The following is a 21415-nucleotide window of genomic DNA, read 5'->3' as shown; positions in this document are numbered from 1 at the left end:
AACCGGCTGTGTCCCGTCACGGGAGCAGCCGGTTTTTTGTTGGGCGTCGATCATGTGCGGTGCCCGGCTGACGCACGGGCAGGCGCGGCGGTACGATCACGGGATCGCATGCACGACAGAGGAGCGACATGGGCATCCGGATCATCCAGCTCGGCACGCCGCGCGCGGCCGGCGAAGGGCTGCGGATCGGCACGGTGCGGCGGCCGCCGCGCGGTGTGCCGAAGGCGGAATTCGCGTCGCGCAACTACTATGATGTATGGCTGCCGACGCTGTCGCCGAGCCCCGAACTCGTCGCACAGGCGCAGGCCGCCGAAACCGACGCCGAATGGAAAGCGTTCAAGCGTCACTTCCGCGCGGAGATGACGCACGGCGATCCGGCGAAGGTGCTGGACCTGCTGGCCGCGCTGTCGGCGACCACCGCGCTGTCGATCGGCTGCTACTGCGAAGACGAGCGCCATTGCCACCGCAGCGTGCTGCGCGAGCTGCTCGCGGAACGCGGCGCGGTGATCGAGCCCGACGCGGGCTGACGCGGCGTCGCGCGGCCGCGCCGCGATCGTGCGGTGCAGCGAACCGGTTGACGTGGGTCAAGCGCGCGGCCGCGCGCGCCACTATGCTCTCGTCATGGAGCCATCACGACGATGACAGGCCGACAGATGCACATTACTTTCCCGCCCGAGCCGCCGGAATACTGCGCGCGCGATCTGGTCGTCGCGTTTTCGGCGCTGGTCGACGGGCGTTGCGTCCAGTGCGCGGTCACGGCCGAGGCGCTGGAAGACCATTTCGGCGCGCGGTCGCTGCTCGAACGCGATCTGCTGCACGCATTCGACGCGCACCGGTCGGCGATCGAGGCGATGGCACGGCGAATGCTCGAGGAAATCGGCGGCCGGCCGGTGCTGCTGCACAGCGGGCACTTCCGGCTCGAAGACTGATACCGCAGGAGGGCGCATGACACTGCAGGGCAACATTCACGAACGCGACTGGTCGGTCGAGGTGGAGACGCGCCCGTGCGAATCGGGCGAGTTCCGCTGCCGCGTGTCGGTCGAGCACGGCGCCGGCGCCGCGCGGTTTCATCATACGTTCGAGCACAGCCACGCGTATCCGACGGAGCGCGAGGCGATGATCGAAGGGCTGCGGGCCGGCATGACGTGGATCGAGATGAAGGCGTCGCAGACCTTCAACGTATGAATGGCCCCGCGCCAGCCAGGCGCGGGCAGACCGTCGGCCGGCCGCGATCGAATCCTGCGCGCCGCGCGACGGGAAACACGTGCCGCCTCCATCGCGAGGCGGCCGGCACATGCAAGGCGGTCGACGAGCGGGCGGCCCCGTCAGGAGACACGACATGGGCGTGGGCATGCAGATCGCCTGCCTCGGATTCACGGTTTCGGCAGCGGTCGAGGCCGAAGCCGGCGCGCAACTGGTGCGGCTCGAACGGTTTCGCGCGTTGATTGACGGCTGCCATCTCGCGATCGACGCGCGCACGGTGGCCGATGGCGCGTGCCTGTACGACGTGCGGCTCGACCTGGTGATGCACGACGCGACGCTCAGGTCGCTGCCGCCGTGCGTCGGCGTCGACGTGGACGATGCGCTGCGCCGCGCGTTCGCGCAGGCCGAACAGGCGCTGATCGCGTGGCAGGCGGGCGCCGCGACGGTGGCGCTGCGCGACGCGGCGACCGGCGACGCGATCCGGTAATGCCGCGCGCCCGCGCCGTGTGTCAGACCCGCGCGAGCGCTTGCGCGTCGATGATGCGCACGCGCTTGCCGCGCGTCTCGACGAGCGCTTCGCGATGGAACCGCGAGAACATCCGGCTGACGGTTTCGAGCTTCATCCCGAGATAGCAGCCGATTTCCTCGCGCGTCATCCGCAGATTGAATTCGGTCGCCGAATAGCCGCGCGCCTCGAACCGCGACGACAGGTTCAGCAGGAAATGCGCGACGCGCTGCTCGGCCGACATCGTGCCGAGCAGCAGCATCTGGCTCGACTCGCGGACGATCTCGCTGCTCAGCATCTGGTAGAGGAAGTGCTGCATCGGCTTCATCTCGCGGCACGCGGCTTCGAGCGCGCCGAACGGGATGATGCACACCACGCTGTCCTCCAGCGCGATCGCGTCGCAGCAGTGCTGGCCGCCGCCGATGCCGTCCATCCCGAGCGTTTCGCCGGCGATCTGGAAGCCCGTCACGTGCTCGCGGCCGTCGCGATGCATCATCACCGTCTTGAACGAACCCGCGCGCACCGCATAGATGCTCTGGAACGGATCGTCGGTGCGAAACAGCGCGTCGCCCTGGCGCACCTGTCTCGTCGTGCAGATGATCGCGTCGAGGCGGCCGTATTCGGCGGCCGTCAGATGCGGCGGCAGGCACATCGAGCGCATCGCGCAGGCTGAACAGCGTGCGGCCGGGTGCTTGGCGGCGTCGGCGCGCGCGACCGGGCGCAGGGCAATCGTTGGCCGGGGTACGACGGACACGTCGGCGGCGAAGGCGGTGGCGGTGGACATGAGTCGCTCCGGCTCGTCAGGGGCGGCGCACGCGAGCGTGCACCAGGGATTCGATGACACGGCATGCGGCGTCGAATTCGACGGTCTTGTCGAAGAAGTAGTCGGCTCCCGCCGTCGCGCATGCCTCTCTGAATGCCGGTGCCGAGTGGTTCGTCAGTACGATCGTGACGATGCGCGGTGCGGCCTTCGACAGCATCCCGATCAGGTCGAGACCACTGCCGTCCGCGAGCCGCACGTCGACGATCACCACGTCCGCGCGACTGCTACGGATATGCGACCACGCGTCCTGGCCGTCTTCCGCTTCGCCCACGACGGCAACGCCGCGGATCGCGCCGACGAGCAGCGCGATCCGCTGGCGAACGGCGACGGCGTGATCGACGAGGAACACCCTGAGCGCGGCGGGTGACAGGCTGGCATTCATGCCGGCAGTATCGTGTTGCGCCGCCGAAATTGAAATCGGCCGAATTGGAACTTCGTGTAGGCCGCTTCGACGCGGTGTAGGGCATTTCCTACACCGCGTACGGGAAATCGCCGGGACGATCCGGCTGCGGCGATGCCGCGCGAGCGGCTGGAATGGTTGCGCGGCCGGATCAGCCGGCGCGGCGCGCGGCCAGCGCGTCACGCGCGGTGCGGCACGCGGCCAGATCCCACGCGGCGCAGCCGACGCTCTTGAACAGCAGCGGGCCGCCGCGGGCGAAGACGCCGTTCAGCACGTCGGCGAGCGATGCGACGTGCTGCCAGTCGACCCGCGCGACGATCAGGTCGCCGGCTTCGTGGCGCGCGCCGGCCGGATCGTCGACGACGAGCCGGCTGCCATGCACCGTGTTCGCATCGATCTCGGCGGCATCCGCGGTGAACGCGCCGACGCCGACCACGAGACGGCCTTCGCGCGCGGCTTCGCGGTAGACGGGCGTGCGGCTGGTGGTCAGCGTGACGACCACGTCGATCGCTTCGGGAATCGCGTCGCCGTCGAGCGGCGCGAGCCGCGGCGCATGGGCGCGATGAGCGGCGCAGAAGGCGGCCGCGCGCTCCGCGGTCGTGCCGCGCACGTGCAGCCGCGCATCCGGAAAGATGGCCGCGAGCGCTTCCGCGTGATTGGCCGCCTGCTTGCCGGTGCCGATCAGCAGGATGTCGCGCGGCGCGGCGCCGTGCAGCGCCTGGATGCCGAGCGCGGTGATCGCCGCCGTGCGGCGACCGGTGACGGTCGGGCCGTCGAGCGCGAAGCGCATTTCTCCGGTCGTCGCGTCGTACGCGGTGACCTGGCCGAGGATCGTCGGCAGCCCGCGCGCGCCGTTGCCGGGGCACACGTTGACGAGCTTGTGGCTCGCCAGGTCGTGGGCGCTCGACGGCATCGACAGCATCACGCCGCCGCCTTGCAGCGGCACGACCAGGCGTTCGGGGCTGACGATGTCGCCCGCCGCGTACTCGGCGACGGCTTGCCTGAGCGTGGCGAGCAGCGCCGGGTAGTCGAGCAGCGCGGCCGTGTCGGCCGCGTCGAAAACGGGAATCGGGGAAGAGGCGGTCATCGTGTACGTCGTGGGCGTCGGTGAGCGTGAACGGCGGACGCATGCCGCGCCCGCCACAGGTCTGCCGGATACCGTGACACAGGGCAGTGTGGATCGAATCTATACCACTTGCTGGCGCGCCTGCAACCCAGAAAATAAAGCGCTGTGGGGATTTTGGTTCTAATATCTGGCCAGAAGCGCGCCGCTGCCGTGCCGCCCGCGCGGCTCCGGTATAGTGCGAACCCATTCCAGATCCACGCCCGCGAACGGGCAGGAGCCATCCGATGATGTCCGCGCGTCCCGACTCACCCGAAGGCGGTTTCCGCCCGCTGCAGATCTACGAGCAGGTAGCCGAAAAGATCCGCGACGAGATCCGCGCGGGACGCTACGCGGCCGAGTCGAGGCTGCCGTCCGAGCGCGAGCTGGCGGCGCTGTTCCAGGTCGGCCGGCCGGCGGTGCGCGAGGCGCTCGGCGCGCTGCAGAACGAAGGGCTCGTGTGCACGAAACGCAATTCGGGCACCTACGTCGTCGCGGCGCCGCTCGACGTGCTCGCGCAGCGCGGCGATCCGCACACGGCGTCCGAGGCCGACTTCAGCCCGACGTCGACGCTCGACGTGCGATTGATCCTGGAGCCCGCGATCGCGCGCCTCGCGGCCGCCCATGGCCGCGCCGACCCCGGCGCCGAACGCTATCTCGCGCAGATGGAAACCATCACCGACGTCGACGATCCGCACCAGCGCGCGCTGTGGAACGAGAGCGACCGGCTGTTCCACCGGCAGCTCGCGCTGATGACCGGCGATGCGCTGATCGTGAAGATCGCGGACGAAGTCGCGAAGACGATGGACCAGCCGCTGTGGAAGCGGCTGAAGGACGACGGCATCTACGACGCGGGCCGGATCCGGCTCTACGTGTCCGAGCACCGGCTGATCTACGAGGCGATCGTGTCCGGCGATGCCGATGCGGCTGCGTTCTATGTCGAACAGCACATCCGCCGCGTGCGGCGCGACATCGCGCCGAAGTGACCGGCCTGCGCACGTGGTCGTTCTGGTCTTCAATATGACCAAAATCCTGACAATTATTTTGAAATTGCTTGCGATGTGACCACGTGTGTCCTACATTGGTTTCACACAAAACCAATCAGGAGACATCATGCGACACTTCTTGACCGCGCTCTCGGTGGCTGTTGCCGCCGGCGCGCTGACTTCCGCGCATGCGCAGGAAGTCGTGATGATCGGCCATTCGGCGCCGCTCACCGGCCCGCAGGCCGCCAACGGCAAGGACAACGAAAACGGCGCGCGGCTCGCGGTGGACGAACTCAACAAGGCCGGCATCAAGGTCGCCGGCAAGGCCGTCACGTTCAAACTGGTTTCCGAAGACGACCAGGCCGACCCGAAGGCCGGCGTGCAGGTCGCGCAGAATCTCGTCGACAAGGGCGTCGTCGCGGTGCTCGGACCGTACAACTCGGGCGTCGCGATCCCCGCGTCGCGCGTGTATTCGACGGCCGGCGTGCCGATCCTGCCGGTCGCGTCGAACCCGGCGCTGACGAAGCAGGGCTTCAAGAACATCTTCCGGATCGGCGCGAGCGACGAGCAGCTCGGCGGCACGATGGCCACGTTCGCCGCGAAGACGCTGAACGCGAAAACCGCCGCCGTGATCGACGATCGCACCGCGTACGGGCAGGGCGTCGCCGAGCAGTTCATGAACGTCGCGAAGGCGAACGGCATCAAGATCGTCGACCAGGAATACACGAACTCGTCGGCCACCGATTTCCTCGGCATCCTCACCAAGATCAAGGCCAGCAACCCCGACGTGATCTTCCTCGGCGGCTATGCGGCGCAGGGCGCGCCGATGGCCAAGCAGATGAAGCAGCGGGGCTTGCGCGCGAAGCTGCTCGGCGGCGACGGCATCTGCTCGGCCGACATGGGCAAGGTCGCGGGCGAGGCCGCGTCGATCGTCTACTGCGCGCAGGGCGGGGTCGCGCTCGAGAAGACGGCGGCCGGCCGCGAATTCCTGAAGAAGTACCACGACGCCTATCACACCGATACGCAGGTCTATGGGGTCAACTACTACGACGGGATGAAGCTGCTCGCCGACGCGATGGTCAAGGCCGGCACGACCACCGACAAGGCGAAGCTGAGCGCGCAGCTCGCGAAGTCGAACTACGCGGGCGTCGCGGGCACCTATTCGTTCGACGCGAACGGCGACCTGAAAGGCGCGCCGACCACCGTCTACGTGATCCGCAACGGCCTGCCGGAACCGTACGCGAAGTAATTGCCGCATCGCCCATCACCGGACGGCGGCCCGGCCGCCGTCCTTCGTTTCAACGCATTCGATCCGCCATGAAAATTTCCCGATCCCTGTCCACCGTCGAAGTGCACACCGGCGGCGAGGCGTTCCGCATCGTCACGAGCGGGCTGCCGCGCCTGCCCGGCGACACGATCGTCCAGCGCCGCGCGTGGCTCAAGGAGCACGCCGACGAGATCCGCCGCGCGCTGATGTTCGAACCGCGCGGCCATGCCGACATGTACGGCGGCTATCTGACCGAGCCGGTGTCGCCGAACGCCGACTTCGGCGTGATCTTCGTGCACAACGAAGGCTACAGCGACCATTGCGGTCACGGCGTAATCGCGCTGTCGACGGCGGCCGTCGAGCTCGGCTGGGTGCAGCGCACCGTGCCCGAGACGCGGGTCGGCATCGATGCGCCGTGCGGGTTCATCGAGGCGTTCGTCCAGTGGGACGGCGAGCACGCGGGGCCGGTGCGCTTCGTCAACGTGCCGTCGTTCATCTGGCAGCGCGACGTGTCGGTCGACACGCCGTCGTTCGGCACCGTGACCGGCGACATCGCGTATGGCGGCGCGTTTTATTTTTATGTCGACGGCGCGCCGTTCGACTTGCCGGTGCGCGAATCGGCGGTCGAGAAACTGATTCACTTCGGCGCGGAAGTGAAGGCGGCCGCGAACGCCAAGTATCCGGTCGTCCATCCGGAGATCCCGGAAATCAACCATATCTACGGCACGATCATCGCGAACGCGCCGCGCCACGCGGGTTCGTCGCAGGCGAACTGCTGCGTGTTCGCGGATCGCGAGGTCGACCGCTCGCCGACCGGCTCCGGCACCGGCGGGCGCGTCGCGCAGCTCTACCTGCGCGGGCTGCTCGCGGCGGGCGACACGCTCGTCAACGAATCGATCGTCGGCACGGTCTTCAAGGGGCGCGTGCTGCGCGAAACGACGGTCGGCGACATCCCGGCCGTGATCCCGGAAGTGGAAGGCAGCGCGCATGTCTGCGGGTTCGCGAACTGGATCGTCGACGAACGCGATCCGCTCACGTACGGGTTTCTCGTGCGCTGACCCGCGGCGTCGGTCGCGCCGCTGCCGCGCCCCCGTCGCGCGGCGTTCAGGTTGTCGTACCAGGTTTGGCGCGTCGCTCCGGTTGCGGGGCACGCGCCTTTTTTGCGTGAGCGTTGCGGCGAAACCGCCCCGCGTGTGCCGGCGCAAGGCCGCCGCGGGCCGGCCGGCCGCGCGAGTTTGGTACGATGCAGCCTTTTCAGCCGAGCTCCACCCGCGTGAATCGCCGAAACGTGTCGTCAGTGCGTGCCTTGTGTGCCAGATGGGTCGCGCGCGCCCAACCCGTCGCGGCGGCCGCCGTCGCGCGGGCCAAGCCTCTCGCCGCCACCGCGTGGCACCATGTCCGCCACCCGACGCGCCGTGGCGTGCTGCTCACGGCCGCCGCCGTGCCGGCGCTGTTCGCGGGGTACGTGATCGTGCTCATCCCGTTCACGCCGGGGATCGGCGACATCCGCAAGGCGCGCGTCGACCAGCCCGCGCAGGTACTGTCCGCCGACGGCAAGCTGCTGGCCGAATTCAAGCCGTCGAACCGCGAATGGGTGCCGCTCAAGCAGATCTCGCCGCGCATGATCGACGCGCTGATCGCGACCGAGGATCACCGCTTCTACGAACACCACGGGCTGGACTGGAAGCGCACGGCGTCGGCCGCGCTGCATACGTTCTCGGGCAGCCGCCAGGGCGGCTCGACGATCACGCAGCAGCTCGCGCGCAACCTGTATCCGGACGAGATCGGCCGCGCGCCGACGCTCACGCGCAAGGTGAAGGAGGCGATCACCGCGCTGAAGATCGAGGCCGTCTACAGCAAGGACCAGATCCTCGAGACCTACCTGAACACGGTGCCGTTCCTGTACAACGCGTACGGCGTCGAGATGGCCGCGCGCACCTATTTCGACAAGTCGGCCGACGAACTCGACGTGCTCGACAGCGCGACGCTCGTCGGGATGCTGAAGGGCAACAGCTACTACAACCCGGTGCTGAACCCCGAGCGCGCGCTGCAGCGACGCAACACGGTGCTCGGCCAGATGGTCAAGTACGGCAAGCTGTCGCCGGCGCAGTTCGCGCAGTTGCAGCGCCGGCCGCTGCGCATCGACTTCGAGCGCCAGAAGGAGCCGCCCGGGCCGGCGCCGCATTTCGCGCAGCAGTTGCGCAAATGGCTGATCGCATGGGCCGACCGCAACGACTACAACATCTACTCGGACGGGCTGATCGTGCGCACGACGATCGACTCGCGGCTCCAGCAGATGGCGACGCAGGCGCTCACGTTGCAGGGCAATCAGCTGCAGGGCATCGCGAACAACGCGTGGAGCGGCCGCGACGGCTGCGGCACCGACAACGAGGTGTTTCGCACCTTCATGCGTGAGTCGCCCGAGTACAAGGCCGCGCAGGAGGCCGGCAAGGACGACGCGGCCGCGATGAAGATGCTCGCGGCCGATCGCGGTTTCATGCATGCCTTGTGCAAGGCCAAGACCGACGTGCAGGCCGGCTTCCTCGCGATCGATCCGCGTGACGGGCAAATCCGCGCGTGGGTCGGCAGTCGCGACTTCACCCGCGAGCCGTTCGATCACGTCGCGCAGGCGCGGCGCCAGCCGGGCTCGACGTTCAAGCCGTTCGTCTATGGCGTCGCGTTCGCGAACGGGATGAAGCCGGAAGATACGTTCGTCGACCAGCCGGTCGAGATCCCGCTGAAGGGCGGCGAGATCTGGCGGCCGAACGACGACGTGCCGCCTACGGGCAAACCGATGACGCTGCGCGACGCGGTCGCGCTGTCGCGCAACCGGATCACCGCGCAGGTGATGGAGAAGGTCGGGCCGGGCGCCGTCGCGCGGCTGGCGCGCGACATGGGCGTGCGCGAAAGCCCGCTCGAACGCGTGCCGTCGCTCGCGCTCGGCACGAGCCCGGTCACGCTGAAGGAAATGGTCGCGTCGTACGCGACGATCGCGAACGGCGGGCTGTACGTCGAGCCGCAGATGGTGACGCGCATCGAGAATCGCCAGGGCGAGGTGCTCGCCGAATACGCACCGGCGCCGCCCGAGCGCGCGCTCGACGCCGAAACCGACAAGACGCTGCTCGACGTGATGCGCGACGTCGTGACGCGCGGCACGGGCGGCAGCATCCGCACGCGGTTCGGCATCCGCGGCGACGTGGCCGGCAAGACCGGCACCACGCAGGACAACGCGGACGGCTGGTTCATCCTGATGCAGCCGGGCCTCGTCGCCGGCGCGTGGGTCGGATTCGACGACGGCCGCGTGACGCTGCGCAGCGATTACTGGGGGCAGGGCGCGCACAGCGCGCTGCCGATCGTCGGCGATTTCTTCCAGCGCGCGCAGCGCGCCCGGATCGTCGATACCAAGGCGAAATTCGATACCGAACCGTCGCCGGGCTGGTTCGCGTCGCTGCGCGAGCGCGCGACCGACCTGTTCGATACGTGGTTCCCGCCCGAGCCGAAGAAGGCGCCCACGCCGGTCAGGACGCCGCGTGTCGAGCGTCCGGCCGAGGTCGACGAGGGCGCGGCGTCGGCAGCCTCCGCTGCGTCGGCGCCGGATGTCGCTTCCGGCGGCATCGTCGAGGAATGGGTGCCGGCGTCCGAAGTGGCCGCATCGGCCGCGGCGCTGTCGTCCGGCGCGTCGCAACTGCCTGCGCAGCCGCCGGCAGGCGCCAGTACGACGAGCGGAAGCAGCGCCGGTAGCGGCGCCGCGCCTTCCGCCGTGCCGACTCCGCCGCCGATGTCGGTGCCGGCCGCGCCCGATGCGACCGGCGCGTCGCAGTAACGAAGCCGTTCAGATTCCGCGCGATGCTGCCGTAATCAAGTTGTCACGACAGCTCGCGCGGTCGCTCCGCGCTTCTCCGATGCTGCTTTCCACCGATTACGTCGCGCTCGCACGCGACGATCTTTCCGCCGAGGTCCCGCTCGGCTTCGACCTCTACGACGCCGACGGCGCCGCGCTGCTGCCGGCCGGCACGACGCTGCGCGACCCGGCGCAGCACGCTTTCCTGTTCGACCATTTCCGCCCCGTGCGCCGGCGCGAGGACGCCGACACCGGTCCGCGCGGGTCCGCGACGGCGGCCGCGCCCGCCACGCGCATGGGCTTGTCGGCGGGCGCCGCGATCGGCATCCGCCGCCGGGTCGGCACGACGCGCGCGCTGCAGCGCTGCCGGCTGATCGGCGTCGGCGCGTCGGGTGCGCTGTTCGTCGAGCCGCAGCCCGCCACCGTGCTCGATTTCGCCCGCGGCGACGACGTCGAAGCAGTGGCGATCGGCCGGGCCGCGGTATCGCGTTTCGGCGCGACGGTCGAATCGGTGCAGGTGTCGGGCGCCGCGCCGTTCATGGTCCTGTCGCCGCCAGGGTTCGTCGACCGGCTGCGCACGCGCGCGGAGCCGCGCGTGCCGGTGCGCATCGCGGCCTGCTGCAGCGGCGGAGCGGAAGGGACGGAAGGCATCGGGGTGGTGCACGACATCAGCCTGAACGGGCTGTCGATCGCCGTCGACCGGCCGATCGCAGCGACCGGCGAGCCGTTGCGCGTGCTGCTTCCGTACGAAACCGGCGGTCGCATCGAGCGGCTGGCGCTCGATGGCACCGTGCGGGCCGTGCATGCCGACCCGGCGCCGCCCGCGCTGACGCTCCATCATGCGGCGTTCGGCGACATCGATGCCGACGACCTGATTCGCCTCAAGGCGCTGCTGTTCGACAGGCAGATGGCGTCGGCGGATACCGATCGCCTGCGTTGAACGCGCGACCCGCGCGTGCCGGCTGCCGTATCGCGGCATTCGGTGCACGAACGCCGATAATCGTCTGACGAAACGACTTATTCCCGCTCGATTGTACGGTTTCGGTCAACAGTGAATTTGCGATTTAAGTATTTACCCTGATAGCCGCGCCTCCTAGACTTCTACTCATGCGCAACGACCTTGAGTCCGAAGCGCCTGACAAAACAATCCTGGAGGTAACGCATCATGAAATCGCTGATCAAGGCAGTTGCACTGGCCGCCCTGGTGGCCGCACCGGTCGTCTCGTTCGCCCAATCGAACCAGCAGCCGCTGACCCGCGCGCAAGTGCGCGCCGAACTGGTCCAGCTCGAAAAGGCCGGCTACAACCCGAACGACTGGATCAACTACCCGGAAAACATCCAGGCCGCCCAGGCCAAGATCGCCGCCGCGCAGAATGCCGGCGCGCAAGCCGACGCCACCGGCTACGGTGCGAACCCGGCCGCGACGTCGCAGTCGGGCCAGCGTGCGGCCGTGCCGGCCGTGAGCGACCGCTCGTCGGTGTACTTCGGCCACTGAGCCGGCCGTTGCCGCGCGGCCCTCGACGGCCGCGATTGAAGCCGTATCGAGAAAGCCTGCACGCGTATCGCGTGCGGGCTTTTTTGCGTCTTCTTCATTGGGCGGCCCGATGCACGAGGTCGGCCGAATCGGTCGCGGATAGCCTGCGGCGCGCATGAGCGAAACGCCGGATGCCGATCGGCGCGGGATCCGCGCGATACCTTGGCGTGCATGATCACGTCACTTGCCGCGCCGCACCCCGCTGACAATCCGCCGCGCGTGCGCTAGCATCGCGGTCGATGTCGCCGCGGCGCGTGGCGCGGCCCATTCACACGGGGCGCAGCAGGGCGCCGGGTTCCACACTTCAACGAACGACAAGGAGCATCCATGCGTGTCTTGACCGGTCTGCTGGGCTCGCTGGCGCTGGTGGCGAGCGTCGCCCATGCGCAGGCGAATTGTGCGGACGCGACGGATCAGGCGACGATGACGGCGTGTGCCGATCGCGCGTACAAGAAATCCGACGGGGAACTGAACCGGACTTACCAGGCCGTCACCGCGCGCCTGCGCGACGCGCGGCCGCTTGCCGACAAGCTCGTGAATGCGCAGCGCGCGTGGATCGCGTACCGCGACGCCGAATGCCGTTTCTCGAGCGCGAATGCCGAGGACGGCAGTGCATACCCGATGGTCGTATCGACCTGTCTCGACGATCTGACGAAAGCGCGCACCGACACCCTGAAGGGCTATCTGTCCTGCGAGGAAGGCGACCTCGCGTGCCCGGTGCCCGCGAAGTAACGATCACGCGCGGGCCCGACCGGGCCTGCACGACGCCGGCTCAGACGTCGTCCGTCTCGTCGAGCAGCTTGTGCCGCATCGCGTAGCGCACGAGCGCCGCTTCGTGCGGCATCTGCATCTTTTCCAGGATCCGGGTCTTGTAGGTGCTGACCGTCTTCGCGCTCACGCACAGCGCATTCGCGATCTCGGTCAGCGTCTGGCCGGCGGCGATCCGCCGGAACACGTCGAATTCGCGGTCGGACAGCCGCTGGTGCGGCAGCGTTTCGGCCGGCTCGTTCAGGCTCTGCGCGAACTGCTCGGCCATCGCGAGGCTCACGTAGACACCGCCCGACGCCACTTTCGTGACCGCGCCGACCAGCTCCGCGCTCGCGCTTTCCTTCGTCAGATACCCCGACGCGCCCGCGCGGAACGCCCGCACCGCGTATTGCTGCTCCGCGTGCATGGTGAGCACCAGCACGCGCAGCGCGGGCTTTTCGTCCTTGATCTGCTTGATCAGCTCGACGCCGTTGCGGCCGGGCATCGACAGGTCGAGCACGAGCACCTGCGCGGGCGTCGCACGCACCAGCGCGATCGTCGACGGGCCGTCGCAGGCTTCGCCGGCCACCTCGAATCCGGTGGCGTTCTGGAGGATGTGCCGCAGACCGTCGCGTACGAGCGTATGGTCGTCGGCGATGAGCACCTTGATCATGTGATGAGCGTGTCCTGTTGAACAGTGGCGAGCGGAAAGGCGACGGTAATCGAGAAGCCGCGCGCGAGCGCGGTGTCGATCGTCACGGTGCCGCCCAGCATGTGGGCGCGTTCGCGAATGCCGATCAGGCCGAACGATTTGTCCTCGTGGGCCGGGCCGCCGGGCGCCGCGCCGCGGCCGTTGTCCGCGACGCGCAGCACGCAAAAGCCTTCCTCGATGTCGAGCCGCAACGCCACGCGCGTCGCATCCGCATGGCGCGCGACGTTCGTCAGCGCTTCCTGGACGATGCGGAACAGCGTGGTCGCGCCCGCGCTGGTGAACGTGAGGCCGCCGGTTTCGATGTGGCGCTCGACATCGATCCCGTAGCGGTTCGTGAAATCGTTCGCGAGCCATTCGATCGCGGGCACGAGGCCGAGATCGTCGAGCATCACCGGCCGCAGGTCGGCCGCGATGCGCCGCACCGACGCGACCGTCGCGTCGATCAGCCGCCGCATGCCTTGCAGATGCGTCTGCACGCCTTCATCGGGTTGCGCGCGGCCGGGCATCCGCAATTGCTGCTCGACGACCGACAGGTCCATCTTCAATGCGGTGAGCTGTTGCCCGAGGTCGTCGTGCAGTTCGCGCGCGATACGGGTCTTTTCCTCCTCGCGCACGTTCTGCAGGTTCGCGGACAATTCGCGCAATTCCTCGCGCGATTGCTTCAACGCATTCTCGGCCCGTTGCCGCTCCGTGATGTCGCGCAGCATCACCGTATACAGCTTGCCCGACGCGTCGCGGATCTGCGAGATCGACGCTTCGATCGGGAACTCCTCGCCGTTGGCCCGCAGCCCGAACAGCACGCGCTGGCGGCCCATCTGCCGCTCGGACACGCCCGTCACGCCGAACTGGTCGACGTGCTTCGCGTGCGCGGCGCGGAACCGTTCGGGAATGAAGCGCGACAGCGGCGCGCCGATCGCTTCCATCGCGGACACGCCGAACACCTGTTCGGCCATCGGGTTGAAGATCACCACCGTCTGCTTCTCGTCGATCGTGATGATCGCTTCCATCGACGAACGGATGATGCCCATCATCCGCGCCTCGTTGAGGATGCCGCGGCTGCTTGCACCGGCGTCGGCGCGCCCGCGCAGCAACGCATGGACGAGCGCCGCGAACGCGAACGACGCGATCAGCCCGGCGGCGAGCACGGTGCCGGCCGCACGCTGCGCGCCGGTCGCGCTCGGCCGGCCGTCTGCGGAATAGGCGAGCGTCAGCGCGGTGCCGCCGAAATTCAGCACATCGGTGCGCCGCATCAGGTCGGGTGACGCCGATGCTTCGTCGGTCGTCGTCTCGACGCTGGCGATCGCGCGCGCATCGCCGCCGGCGGTCATCCACAGGTCGATTCCGCGCTCCGCATCGAGCGCCCGCTCGATCAGGCGCCGCGGGCTCAGCGCCGCGAACAGCATCCCGTCGGCGCCGCCTTCCCGCGTGCCGGAGGGCTTGGCGGCCGCCAGCGGCGAAGACGCCACGGGCAGGAACAGCGTCAGGGTACGGGCGTCGCGGGAAGTGTCGTCGTCGGCAGGGTGAACGCCGAGCGCGATATCGCCGGTGCGCAGCGCGCGCGTGAGCGGCACCGCGTCGGACGCACCGAAGCGCACGACCGGCGAGTTCGAGACGGGCGCGCTGAGCGTCGCAGCCGCGAGCGGATCGGCCGGCAACGGCTTCGCGCCGGCCAGCGCGGCGCGCGCCGCGGGCGTCAGCGGCGCATAGCCGATCTGCCGGACCGGCGAGCGGCCGCTGTCGAGATCGAGCGTCTCCGCATACCGGCGCCATTGGCCGGGCGTCATGTCCGGGACGAGGCCGAACGCGCCGCGCGCGCCTTCGAGCACGGCGACACCGGCCTGCAGTTCGTGGCGCAGCATCGCGGTCACGTGCGACGTGCGGCGTTCGAAACGCGTGTGAACGGCGCCTTGCCACTGCTCGCGCACCAGCAGCGCGACGCCGAGCGACAGCACGGCGCCCGCGCACAGCGCGACGACGCCGGCCGCGAACGGCTGGCGTAACATGGTCTGGAGGCGCGTGGGCCCTCGGGCGTCACGCGTCGGGGTTCCACTGGCGGTCATTCGATGGCCATTCTGTTATTCGGGCTACCCGGGGCACTCGGGCAGCGCGGCAAAACCGGGAAAACTCGCACCGGCTGCGTGCAACGACTATTTTCAAGATGAAATTGTGCGCGTTTTACACATTTTTTGTAATGGGGGCGGTTGAAATTGCGGCAAACGGCGTGGGGCAGCGGGCGCGCGAGGCGCGCTTGACGCGCGTCAACGCGCGCGTCGGCACGTGGGGCAGACTGTTCGGCAGACAAGCCGGCGCCGGGCCGGCTTGCGGTAACGGGTCGTGGCGGCGCAGTGCGCGACGCGCGCCCGGTCGGAGGGACGGACCATGTACAAGCGGATTTTCGTCGGGCTTGACGGCAGCCCGAGCGCGCGTCTCGCGCTGAACGAGGCGATCCGGATCGCGACGGCGTCCGGCGGCGAAGTGACCTGTGCGTACGTCGTCGAGCATCGGCCGCAGCTCGTCGACGTCGACGCCGGCTTCGCGGCCGAGCGCGACGGCGATGCCGCCGCGGCCGACGCCGCGACGCCGGTGCTCGACGATGCGAAAGCGGCGCTCGCGCGGCAGCATGTGCGCGGCACGGTGCGCGCGCTCGACGCGTACGGCGAGGACATCGCGACGGTGCTGATGCGCACGGCGGCCGAAGCCGACGCCGATCTGATCGTGATGGGCACGAGCGGGCGACACGGCCTGCGCAGGCTGTTGCTCGGCAGCGTGGCGGAATCGTTGCTGCGCGCGGCCGACCGGCCCGTGCTGCTGGTGCGGCATGGCGAGGCGGGGGCGTCGGCGGCCGCATGATCGACGACGGGCGGTACGGCGGCCGACGCGGCGCACACATCCGCGGTCGGCCGAGCGCCGCGCGCCGGGCCGGCCGTCGGCGCGAGCGATCCGGCGCGCGGCGCCGCACTGCCGATACGCTCGCCGGTGCGCGATTGCGCGTCGACGGTTGCATCCCGGCACGCAGTTCTGGCAGCATCGGCCGGTGTCCGCTCGATCGCCGCGCGCATGGCCGCGGCGATCGACGCAGGGACATCCGGCGGCATCCGAGCGCGTAAATCGAGATCGGGCAGGCCGCCGGATGCCGGTTTCCTACCTTACCGACGTCATCTGCCATGCCGATTTCCGCGCCCGACCTGATTCGCCAGTTCGACCTGCAGCCGCATCCCGAAGGCGGCTATTTCCGTGAAACCTACCGCGCGACCGATTCGGTCGTGCGTCCGGCCGACGGCGCGCCCCGTGCCGCGTCGACCGCGATCTACTACCTGCTGTGCGACGGCGCGTATTCGTCGTGGCACCGCATCCGCTCCGACGAGGTCTGGCATTTCTATGCGGGCGACCCGATCGAAGTGTGGGTACTCGACGCGCGCGACGGGTTGACGATCCACCGGCTCGGCAATCCGCTCACGCATCCCGGCACCGTGTTCCAGGCGGTCGTGCCGGCCGGAAGCTGGTTCGGCGCGCGCTGCGCGTCGCCGCAGCACGTCGCGCTCGTCGGCTGCACGGTTGCGCCGGGGTTCGAGTTCGCGGAATTCGAGCTGGCCGATGCGGCCGCGCTGGCGGCCGAGTTTCCCGACTACGCGGAACACGTCGCCCAGCTCGCGCAGCGCTCCGACGCGTGACTGTCACGGGCGCGTCACGCCCGGCGCAAAGCCCGTGCCGACGGCCCGCGTTCCGCGCGGTCGAGGCCAAACCCGTTTAGAATGCGCATGATGCACCGGTCGGTCGCGGACGTGCCGCGGCAGCCGTTGCGCCGCCGTACCGACGGCCCCGTCGCGCGGCCTGCATGTCTTTCAGGAGCGCCGCCGTGTGGCACTTTCCCATTGCTATTCCATCGTCGCTCGGCCCGTGGGCCGTGTTCGCGAGCGTGTTGATCACGCAGCTCGGCGTGCCGGTGCCGGCCGTGCCGATGCTGATTCTCGGCGGCACGATGGCGGCGATGGGGCAGGCGTCCTGGGTCAGCATGTTCGCGGCGGCGATCGGCGCGACGATGCTGGCCGATTCGCTGTGGTTCTTCATGGGCCGCACGCGCGGCCGGCGTCTGCTGAACGGCCTCGTGCGCTTCTCGCTGTCGCTCGACACGACGCTGCGCTTCGCGCGTAACGTGTTCGAAAGATACGGCGCGCCGCTGCTCGTGCTGTCGAAATTCCTGCCGGGCCTCGGCCTCGTGTCGGCGCCGCTGCTCGGCACGACCGCGATCGGCATCGGCGTGTTCCTGTTCTGGGATCTGGCCGGCGCGTCGCTGTGGGCGGCGTTCTGGCTGATCGGCGGCGCAGCGATTCACGACCAGATCGTCCAGTTCGTGCTGTGGGTGCGCGCGAGCGGCGGCACGATCCTCGACGCGTTCCTCGCGATCTTCATCACGTTCCTGCTGTACCGCTGGGTGCGCCGCGTGCAGTTCCGCCGCTATCTCGCGCAGGTGCGCATTTCGCCGCCGCAGCTCGTCGAGATGATGACGTCCAGCGAACCGCCGCTGATCTTCGACGCGCGGCCCAAGGCGATTCGCGAACGCGAGCCGTACCGGATTGCGGGCGCGGTGCCGGTCGATCTCGATTCGCCCGATCTGCTCGATCCGGAAGTGCTGAAACGGCCGATCGTCGTCTATTGCGTGTGCCCGAACGAGGCGACCGCGAAGCGCCTGATCGCGAAGATGCAGCGCAAGAAGATGATCCACAACATCCGCGCGCTGAAGGGCGGCCTCGATGCGTGGGAAAAGCACGGTTATCCGGTCGAGCCGCTGCCGGCCGATCTGGATTCGTCGCGTTATTTCGTGCGGCCCGAGCAGGGCCGGCTCGACGGCGAATATACGGTCCGGGCGACGTTGTCGAAATAAATGCGCGCGCTGCGCCGCGCGCATTCGAATCCGATCACCGCTTTCACGCACCGCGATTTTCCCCAAAATCACCTGGCGTTAAATCGCCGATCCTCCCTATAATCCCGCCTGCATATTGCGTGCGCGAAATTGCGCACATTCGACGCGCGGTCGTTCGCGCCGAAAGCGATGGATCCCGTTGCCGCTCGCCACGCGCACAGCCGCGTCGCGCGGGCCGCTCGGGTGTATTCCGTGAAGGGCTCGATCCGTTTTTCCGGATTGTTCCGGGAAATTCGGATAATCCGCGGCAATTCCAACCGGATTGACGCGGCATCCGTGTCGTTTCTTATTCGGAAATCGACAGCGGCGATTATTTCGTTTTCGGCTGCCACACTCGGCATGAACGGGCGCGCCTTGTCATCGACACAATGACGGCGGCCCGCTCGCGGCTGCCAGGAGACGGATTTGAAACAACCAGAAGACCAGTTGCACCGCGGGCTGGAAGAACGGCACATCAACCTGATGGCGCTCGGCGCGACGATCGGCGTCGGCCTGTTCCTCGGCTCCGCCACCGCGATCCGCACGGCCGGCCCGGCCATCCTGCTGACCTACCTGCTGGGCGGCCTCGCGATCTTCCTGATCATGCGCGCGCTCGGCGAAATGGCGATCACCAACCCGGTCGCCGGCGCCTTCAGCCGCTATGCGCGCGACTACCTCGGCTCGCTCGCCGGTTACCTGACCGGCTGGACCTACTGGTTCGTGTGGATCGTCACCTGCATGGCGGAAATCACGGCGGTCGGCGTCTACATGCACATGTGGTTTCCCGGCGTGCCGAACTGGATCTGGGCGCTCGCGGCCCTGATGGCGATGGGCTCGGTGAACTTCATCGCGGTCAAGCTGTATGGCGAATTCGAATTCTGGTTCGCGCTGATCAAGATCGTCACGATCGTGCTGATGATCATCGGCGGCGGGCTGATGATCGCGTTCGGCATCGGCAACGGCGGCATCGCGACCGGCATCTCGAACCTGTGGTCGCACGGCGGCTTCATGCCGAACGGGATCAACGGCGTGATCGCCGCGCTGCCGATCGTGATGTTCGCGTATCTCGGCGTCGAGATGCTCGGCCTCACGGCCGGCGAGGCGCGCAACCCGGAGAAGTCGCTGACCAAGGCCGTGAACTCGGTGTTCTGGCGCGTGCTGATTTTCTACATCGGCGCGCTGTTCGTGATCATGTCGCTCTATCCGTGGGACCAGATCGGCACGCAGGGCAGCCCGTTCGTGATGACGTTCTCGCGGCTCGGCATTCCCGCCGCCGCCGGCATCATCAACTTCGTCGTGCTGACCGCGGCGCTGTCGTCGTGCAACAGCGGCCTGTTCAGCACCGCGCGGATGCTCTACAACCTCGCGCAGCAAGGCCAGGCGCCGGCCGCGCTCGGTCGCGTGAACCGCAGCGGCGTGCCCGTGTACGGCGTGGCCGTGTCGGTCGCGCTGCTGCTGATCGGCGTGTTGCTCAACTATCTCGCGCCGCAGCACGTGTTCACGTGGCTCACGTCGGTGTCGACGTTCGGCGCGATCTGGACGTGGTGCGTGATCCTGATCGCGCAGATGCGTTTTCGCCGCACGCTGTCGGCCGACAAGATCGCGCGCCTGCCGATTCGCGTACCGTTCTATCCGCTCGGTTCGTTCGTCGCGCTCGGGTTTCTCGCGCTGGTCGTCGTGCTGATGGCGTTCACGCCCGATACGCGCGTCGCGCTCGTGATCGGGCCGGTGTGGATCGTGCTGCTCGGCATCGCGTACGCGCTGTTCTACGCGAACCGTCCGGCCGCGTCGATGCCGACGAAGTCGTAAGCCGGCGCGGGCAGGGTGCCGCGCGATCGTTGATCGCGATCATGCACGCGCGGGCCGGACGGCCTATGCTGAACGAACGCATTGCTTGTCCGCGCTTCGCGTGGCATCCGCCGATCCCTGCGACCGCGGCGGCTGTCCGGCCGCCGCGCGCCGCTGCCGCGCGAAGCGCCCGTCGTCGTTCAGCGACGACGTGCACGCACGGAGGCCTTCGCCATGCAGCCTGCCCAGCCCATCCCGACGCTCGCGCGGATCGCGCTGGCCGTCGACCCGACGCCCGAATCGCTGACCGCCGCGCGCTACGTGCGTACGCTGCTGAGCCCCGGCATGCGATTGCGCATCATTTGCGCGATCGACAATCCGCGCCTCGTGTTGCCCGACATTCCGCGCATCGATGCGCTGCTGACGTCCGCGCGCGAGGACATGACGCGCGAAGCGCACGCCACCTGCGAGCGGATCGCGGCGCTGTTCGCCGACAACGGCATCGACGTCGAACAGACGGTCGTCGATACGTCGGTCACAGGCGGCTCGGTGGCGGACGCACTGGTGAACGATACGTCGACGTGGCATGCGGACGTGCTGGTGATCGGCGCGAATCCGCATCACGGGCTGTTGCGGCTCGTCGAAGGCGCGATGTCGGACACGCTGACGAAACGCGCGCGCTGCGCGCTGCTGATCGTGCCGGGAACCTATGCGCGGCCGTCGGACGGCGCGCTGCAGCGGCTGATGTTCGCGGTCGACGGCAGCGAGCCGTCGCTGCACGCGGTGCGCGTCGGGCTCGGCTTCGCGGCGCCGACGACGTTGCTGTATGCGGCGTACGTGATCGATCGCGCGGTTCGTCTGACCGATGTCGTGCCGGTGCGCTCGCTCGAGGATGCGTACCGCGCGGAGGGCGAGGATGCGCTCGCGAAGATCGGCCCGCTGTTCCATGCGACCGGCAATCCGACCAAGCGCGGCATCGTCGAAACGCGCCCGACCAGCGACGACGTGGCCCATGCGCTGATGCGCGATGCCGTGCACTGGCGCGCGGAGCTGCTGGTGGTCGGCACGCATGGCCGTCGCGGCATCGCCGCCTGGCTGATCGGCAGCGTCGCGCGGCGCGTCGCGCATCTCGCGCAAGTGCCCGTGTTGCTGGTGCGTGGCGCGGACTGAATCGCGCGTCATCGCGACCGAAGCGGGTTTGGATTGACCTGCATCAGAAACGCGACGCACATCGCGTGAGACAGTGATGAAACATCCGGCGACGCGGCGGGTCGGTCGTGCAATCGCGACGGCAACCGCGCCGGCATGCGAGTGACGATCACCGTCGCACGCGCCGCCGTCACATCATTTTCGGGAGCCGCGCCACGTGTTCGTCCGGCGCGTCATCCGACCGGGAACTCTCTGGCACGAGGGTAGGCAACCGACGGTTGCCTTGGAGGACGGGCGGGGTGCAAGTCACCCCGTCCGCTTTCCGCCTGGCCCCGTCGAATTCACTTTCCCGCAGGAATGGTTTTGAACGCGGCCGCGTCGAGCGGCGCGTCATCGCGCGGTCGCTTCGGCACGGACCACGGCGAACCTGGAAGCCTGCACGGCAGCGCGCGGGCATG

The 21415-nt window shown here is 68.7% G+C and carries 22 protein-coding genes; 17 read left to right on the top strand and 5 right to left on the bottom strand.

Going from position 1 to position 21415, the window contains the following annotated elements; translation table 11 throughout:
- The first annotated feature begins 128 nt into the window (after positions 1–128).
- From H0X90_RS24385 to H0X90_RS24370, 4 genes are all read left to right on the top strand, one after another.
- Complete coding sequence (locus tag H0X90_RS24385) at positions 129–527, top strand: DUF488 domain-containing protein (protein WP_006494891.1); 399 nt, start codon at positions 129–131, stop codon at positions 525–527.
- Positions 528–638: 111 nt separating this feature from the next.
- The gene (locus H0X90_RS24380) at positions 639–929 is read left to right on the top strand and encodes a DUF1488 domain-containing protein (RefSeq protein ID WP_006481711.1); all 291 of its coding nucleotides are present in this window, start codon (positions 639–641) and stop codon (positions 927–929) included.
- Between the two features lie 16 nt (positions 930–945).
- Complete coding sequence (locus tag H0X90_RS24375) at positions 946–1185, top strand: hypothetical protein (protein ID WP_006479066.1); 240 nt, start codon at positions 946–948, stop codon at positions 1183–1185.
- A 154-nt stretch (positions 1186–1339) separates the two neighbouring features.
- On the top strand, positions 1340–1690 hold the full coding sequence (locus H0X90_RS24370; RefSeq protein WP_006481700.1) for a hypothetical protein: 351 nt from the start codon (positions 1340–1342) through the stop codon (positions 1688–1690).
- 22 nt (positions 1691–1712) lie between these two features.
- Here H0X90_RS24370 and H0X90_RS24365 read toward each other — a convergent pair whose 3' ends face one another.
- From H0X90_RS24365 to lhpI, 3 genes are all read right to left on the bottom strand, one after another.
- Complete coding sequence (locus tag H0X90_RS24365) at positions 1713–2492, bottom strand: helix-turn-helix domain-containing protein (protein ID WP_006481707.1); 780 nt, start codon at positions 2490–2492, stop codon at positions 1713–1715.
- Positions 2493–2508: 16 nt separating this feature from the next.
- A complete protein-coding gene (locus H0X90_RS24360) occupies positions 2509–2913 on the bottom strand; it encodes a response regulator transcription factor (RefSeq protein ID WP_006481701.1) in 405 nt (134 codons plus the stop codon).
- A 169-nt stretch (positions 2914–3082) separates the two neighbouring features.
- The gene (gene lhpI, locus H0X90_RS24355) at positions 3083–4018 is read right to left on the bottom strand and encodes a bifunctional Delta(1)-pyrroline-2-carboxylate/Delta(1)-piperideine-2-carboxylate reductase (RefSeq protein ID WP_058903103.1); all 936 of its coding nucleotides are present in this window, start codon (positions 4016–4018) and stop codon (positions 3083–3085) included.
- A gap of 263 nt (positions 4019–4281) precedes the next feature.
- Between lhpI and H0X90_RS24350 the strand changes: the two genes are divergently transcribed.
- The 7 genes from H0X90_RS24350 (at position 4282) to H0X90_RS24320 (ending at position 12393) form a co-directional block, all read left to right on the top strand.
- Positions 4282–5019, top strand: coding sequence for a FadR/GntR family transcriptional regulator (locus H0X90_RS24350; RefSeq protein ID WP_006481703.1), 738 nt, complete (start codon positions 4282–4284; stop codon positions 5017–5019).
- A gap of 127 nt (positions 5020–5146) precedes the next feature.
- Positions 5147–6268 (top strand): branched-chain amino acid ABC transporter substrate-binding protein, encoded by a 1122-nt coding sequence (locus tag H0X90_RS24345; protein WP_034202363.1) that lies wholly within the window; start codon positions 5147–5149, stop codon positions 6266–6268.
- A 68-nt stretch (positions 6269–6336) separates the two neighbouring features.
- On the top strand, positions 6337–7344 hold the full coding sequence (gene lhpH, locus H0X90_RS24340; protein WP_077189138.1) for a trans-3-hydroxy-L-proline dehydratase: 1008 nt from the start codon (positions 6337–6339) through the stop codon (positions 7342–7344).
- A 185-nt stretch (positions 7345–7529) separates the two neighbouring features.
- Positions 7530–10109: a penicillin-binding protein 1A gene (locus H0X90_RS24335; protein WP_060266040.1), complete on the top strand. Its 2580-nt coding sequence runs from the start codon at positions 7530–7532 to the stop codon at positions 10107–10109.
- Between the two features lie 79 nt (positions 10110–10188).
- Complete coding sequence (locus H0X90_RS24330; RefSeq protein WP_077189137.1) at positions 10189–11067, top strand: PilZ domain-containing protein; 879 nt, start codon at positions 10189–10191, stop codon at positions 11065–11067.
- Positions 11068–11292: 225 nt separating this feature from the next.
- A complete protein-coding gene (locus H0X90_RS24325) occupies positions 11293–11622 on the top strand; it encodes a DUF4148 domain-containing protein (protein ID WP_077189136.1) in 330 nt (109 codons plus the stop codon).
- Between the two features lie 366 nt (positions 11623–11988).
- Positions 11989–12393: a lysozyme inhibitor LprI family protein gene (locus tag H0X90_RS24320; RefSeq protein ID WP_006483706.1), complete on the top strand. Its 405-nt coding sequence runs from the start codon at positions 11989–11991 to the stop codon at positions 12391–12393.
- A 40-nt stretch (positions 12394–12433) separates the two neighbouring features.
- Here H0X90_RS24320 and H0X90_RS24315 read toward each other — a convergent pair whose 3' ends face one another.
- Together H0X90_RS24315 and H0X90_RS24310 are read right to left on the bottom strand one after the other, a co-directional pair.
- A complete protein-coding gene (locus H0X90_RS24315) occupies positions 12434–13081 on the bottom strand; it encodes a response regulator transcription factor (RefSeq protein WP_006483707.1) in 648 nt (215 codons plus the stop codon).
- Entirely contained in the window at positions 13078–15180 is a 2103-nt protein-coding gene (locus tag H0X90_RS24310) for a PAS domain-containing sensor histidine kinase (RefSeq protein WP_077189135.1), read from the bottom strand. Before H0X90_RS24310 ends, H0X90_RS24315 begins: the two co-directional genes overlap by 4 nt.
- A gap of 319 nt (positions 15181–15499) precedes the next feature.
- Here H0X90_RS24310 and H0X90_RS24305 point away from each other — a divergent pair, with 319 nt between their 5' ends.
- The 6 genes from H0X90_RS24305 to H0X90_RS24280 all read left to right on the top strand — a co-directional run bounded on the left by H0X90_RS24305 (position 15500) and on the right by H0X90_RS24280 (position 20978).
- Entirely contained in the window at positions 15500–15970 is a 471-nt protein-coding gene (locus tag H0X90_RS24305) for a universal stress protein (RefSeq protein ID WP_034202359.1), read from the top strand.
- Between the two features lie 314 nt (positions 15971–16284).
- Positions 16285–16791: a cupin domain-containing protein gene (locus H0X90_RS24300; RefSeq protein ID WP_006485821.1), complete on the top strand. Its 507-nt coding sequence runs from the start codon at positions 16285–16287 to the stop codon at positions 16789–16791.
- 185 nt (positions 16792–16976) lie between these two features.
- Positions 16977–18002, top strand: coding sequence for a DedA family protein/thiosulfate sulfurtransferase GlpE (locus H0X90_RS24295; RefSeq protein ID WP_006485817.1), 1026 nt, complete (start codon positions 16977–16979; stop codon positions 18000–18002).
- A gap of 168 nt (positions 18003–18170) precedes the next feature.
- Positions 18171–18413, top strand: coding sequence for a hypothetical protein (locus H0X90_RS24290; protein ID WP_077021728.1), 243 nt, complete (start codon positions 18171–18173; stop codon positions 18411–18413).
- A gap of 33 nt (positions 18414–18446) precedes the next feature.
- The gene (locus tag H0X90_RS24285) at positions 18447–19829 is read left to right on the top strand and encodes an amino acid permease (RefSeq protein WP_077189134.1); all 1383 of its coding nucleotides are present in this window, start codon (positions 18447–18449) and stop codon (positions 19827–19829) included.
- Positions 19830–20042: 213 nt separating this feature from the next.
- Positions 20043–20978, top strand: coding sequence for a universal stress protein (locus H0X90_RS24280; RefSeq protein ID WP_077189133.1), 936 nt, complete (start codon positions 20043–20045; stop codon positions 20976–20978).
- Positions 20979–21415 lie beyond the last annotated feature (437 nt).

It is taken from the genome of Burkholderia sp. 9775_39, assembly GCF_015712225.1.
Lineage (GTDB): Bacteria > Pseudomonadota > Gammaproteobacteria > Burkholderiales > Burkholderiaceae > Burkholderia > Burkholderia cenocepacia.
This window is presented reverse-complemented; position numbering and strand designations above follow the sequence as displayed.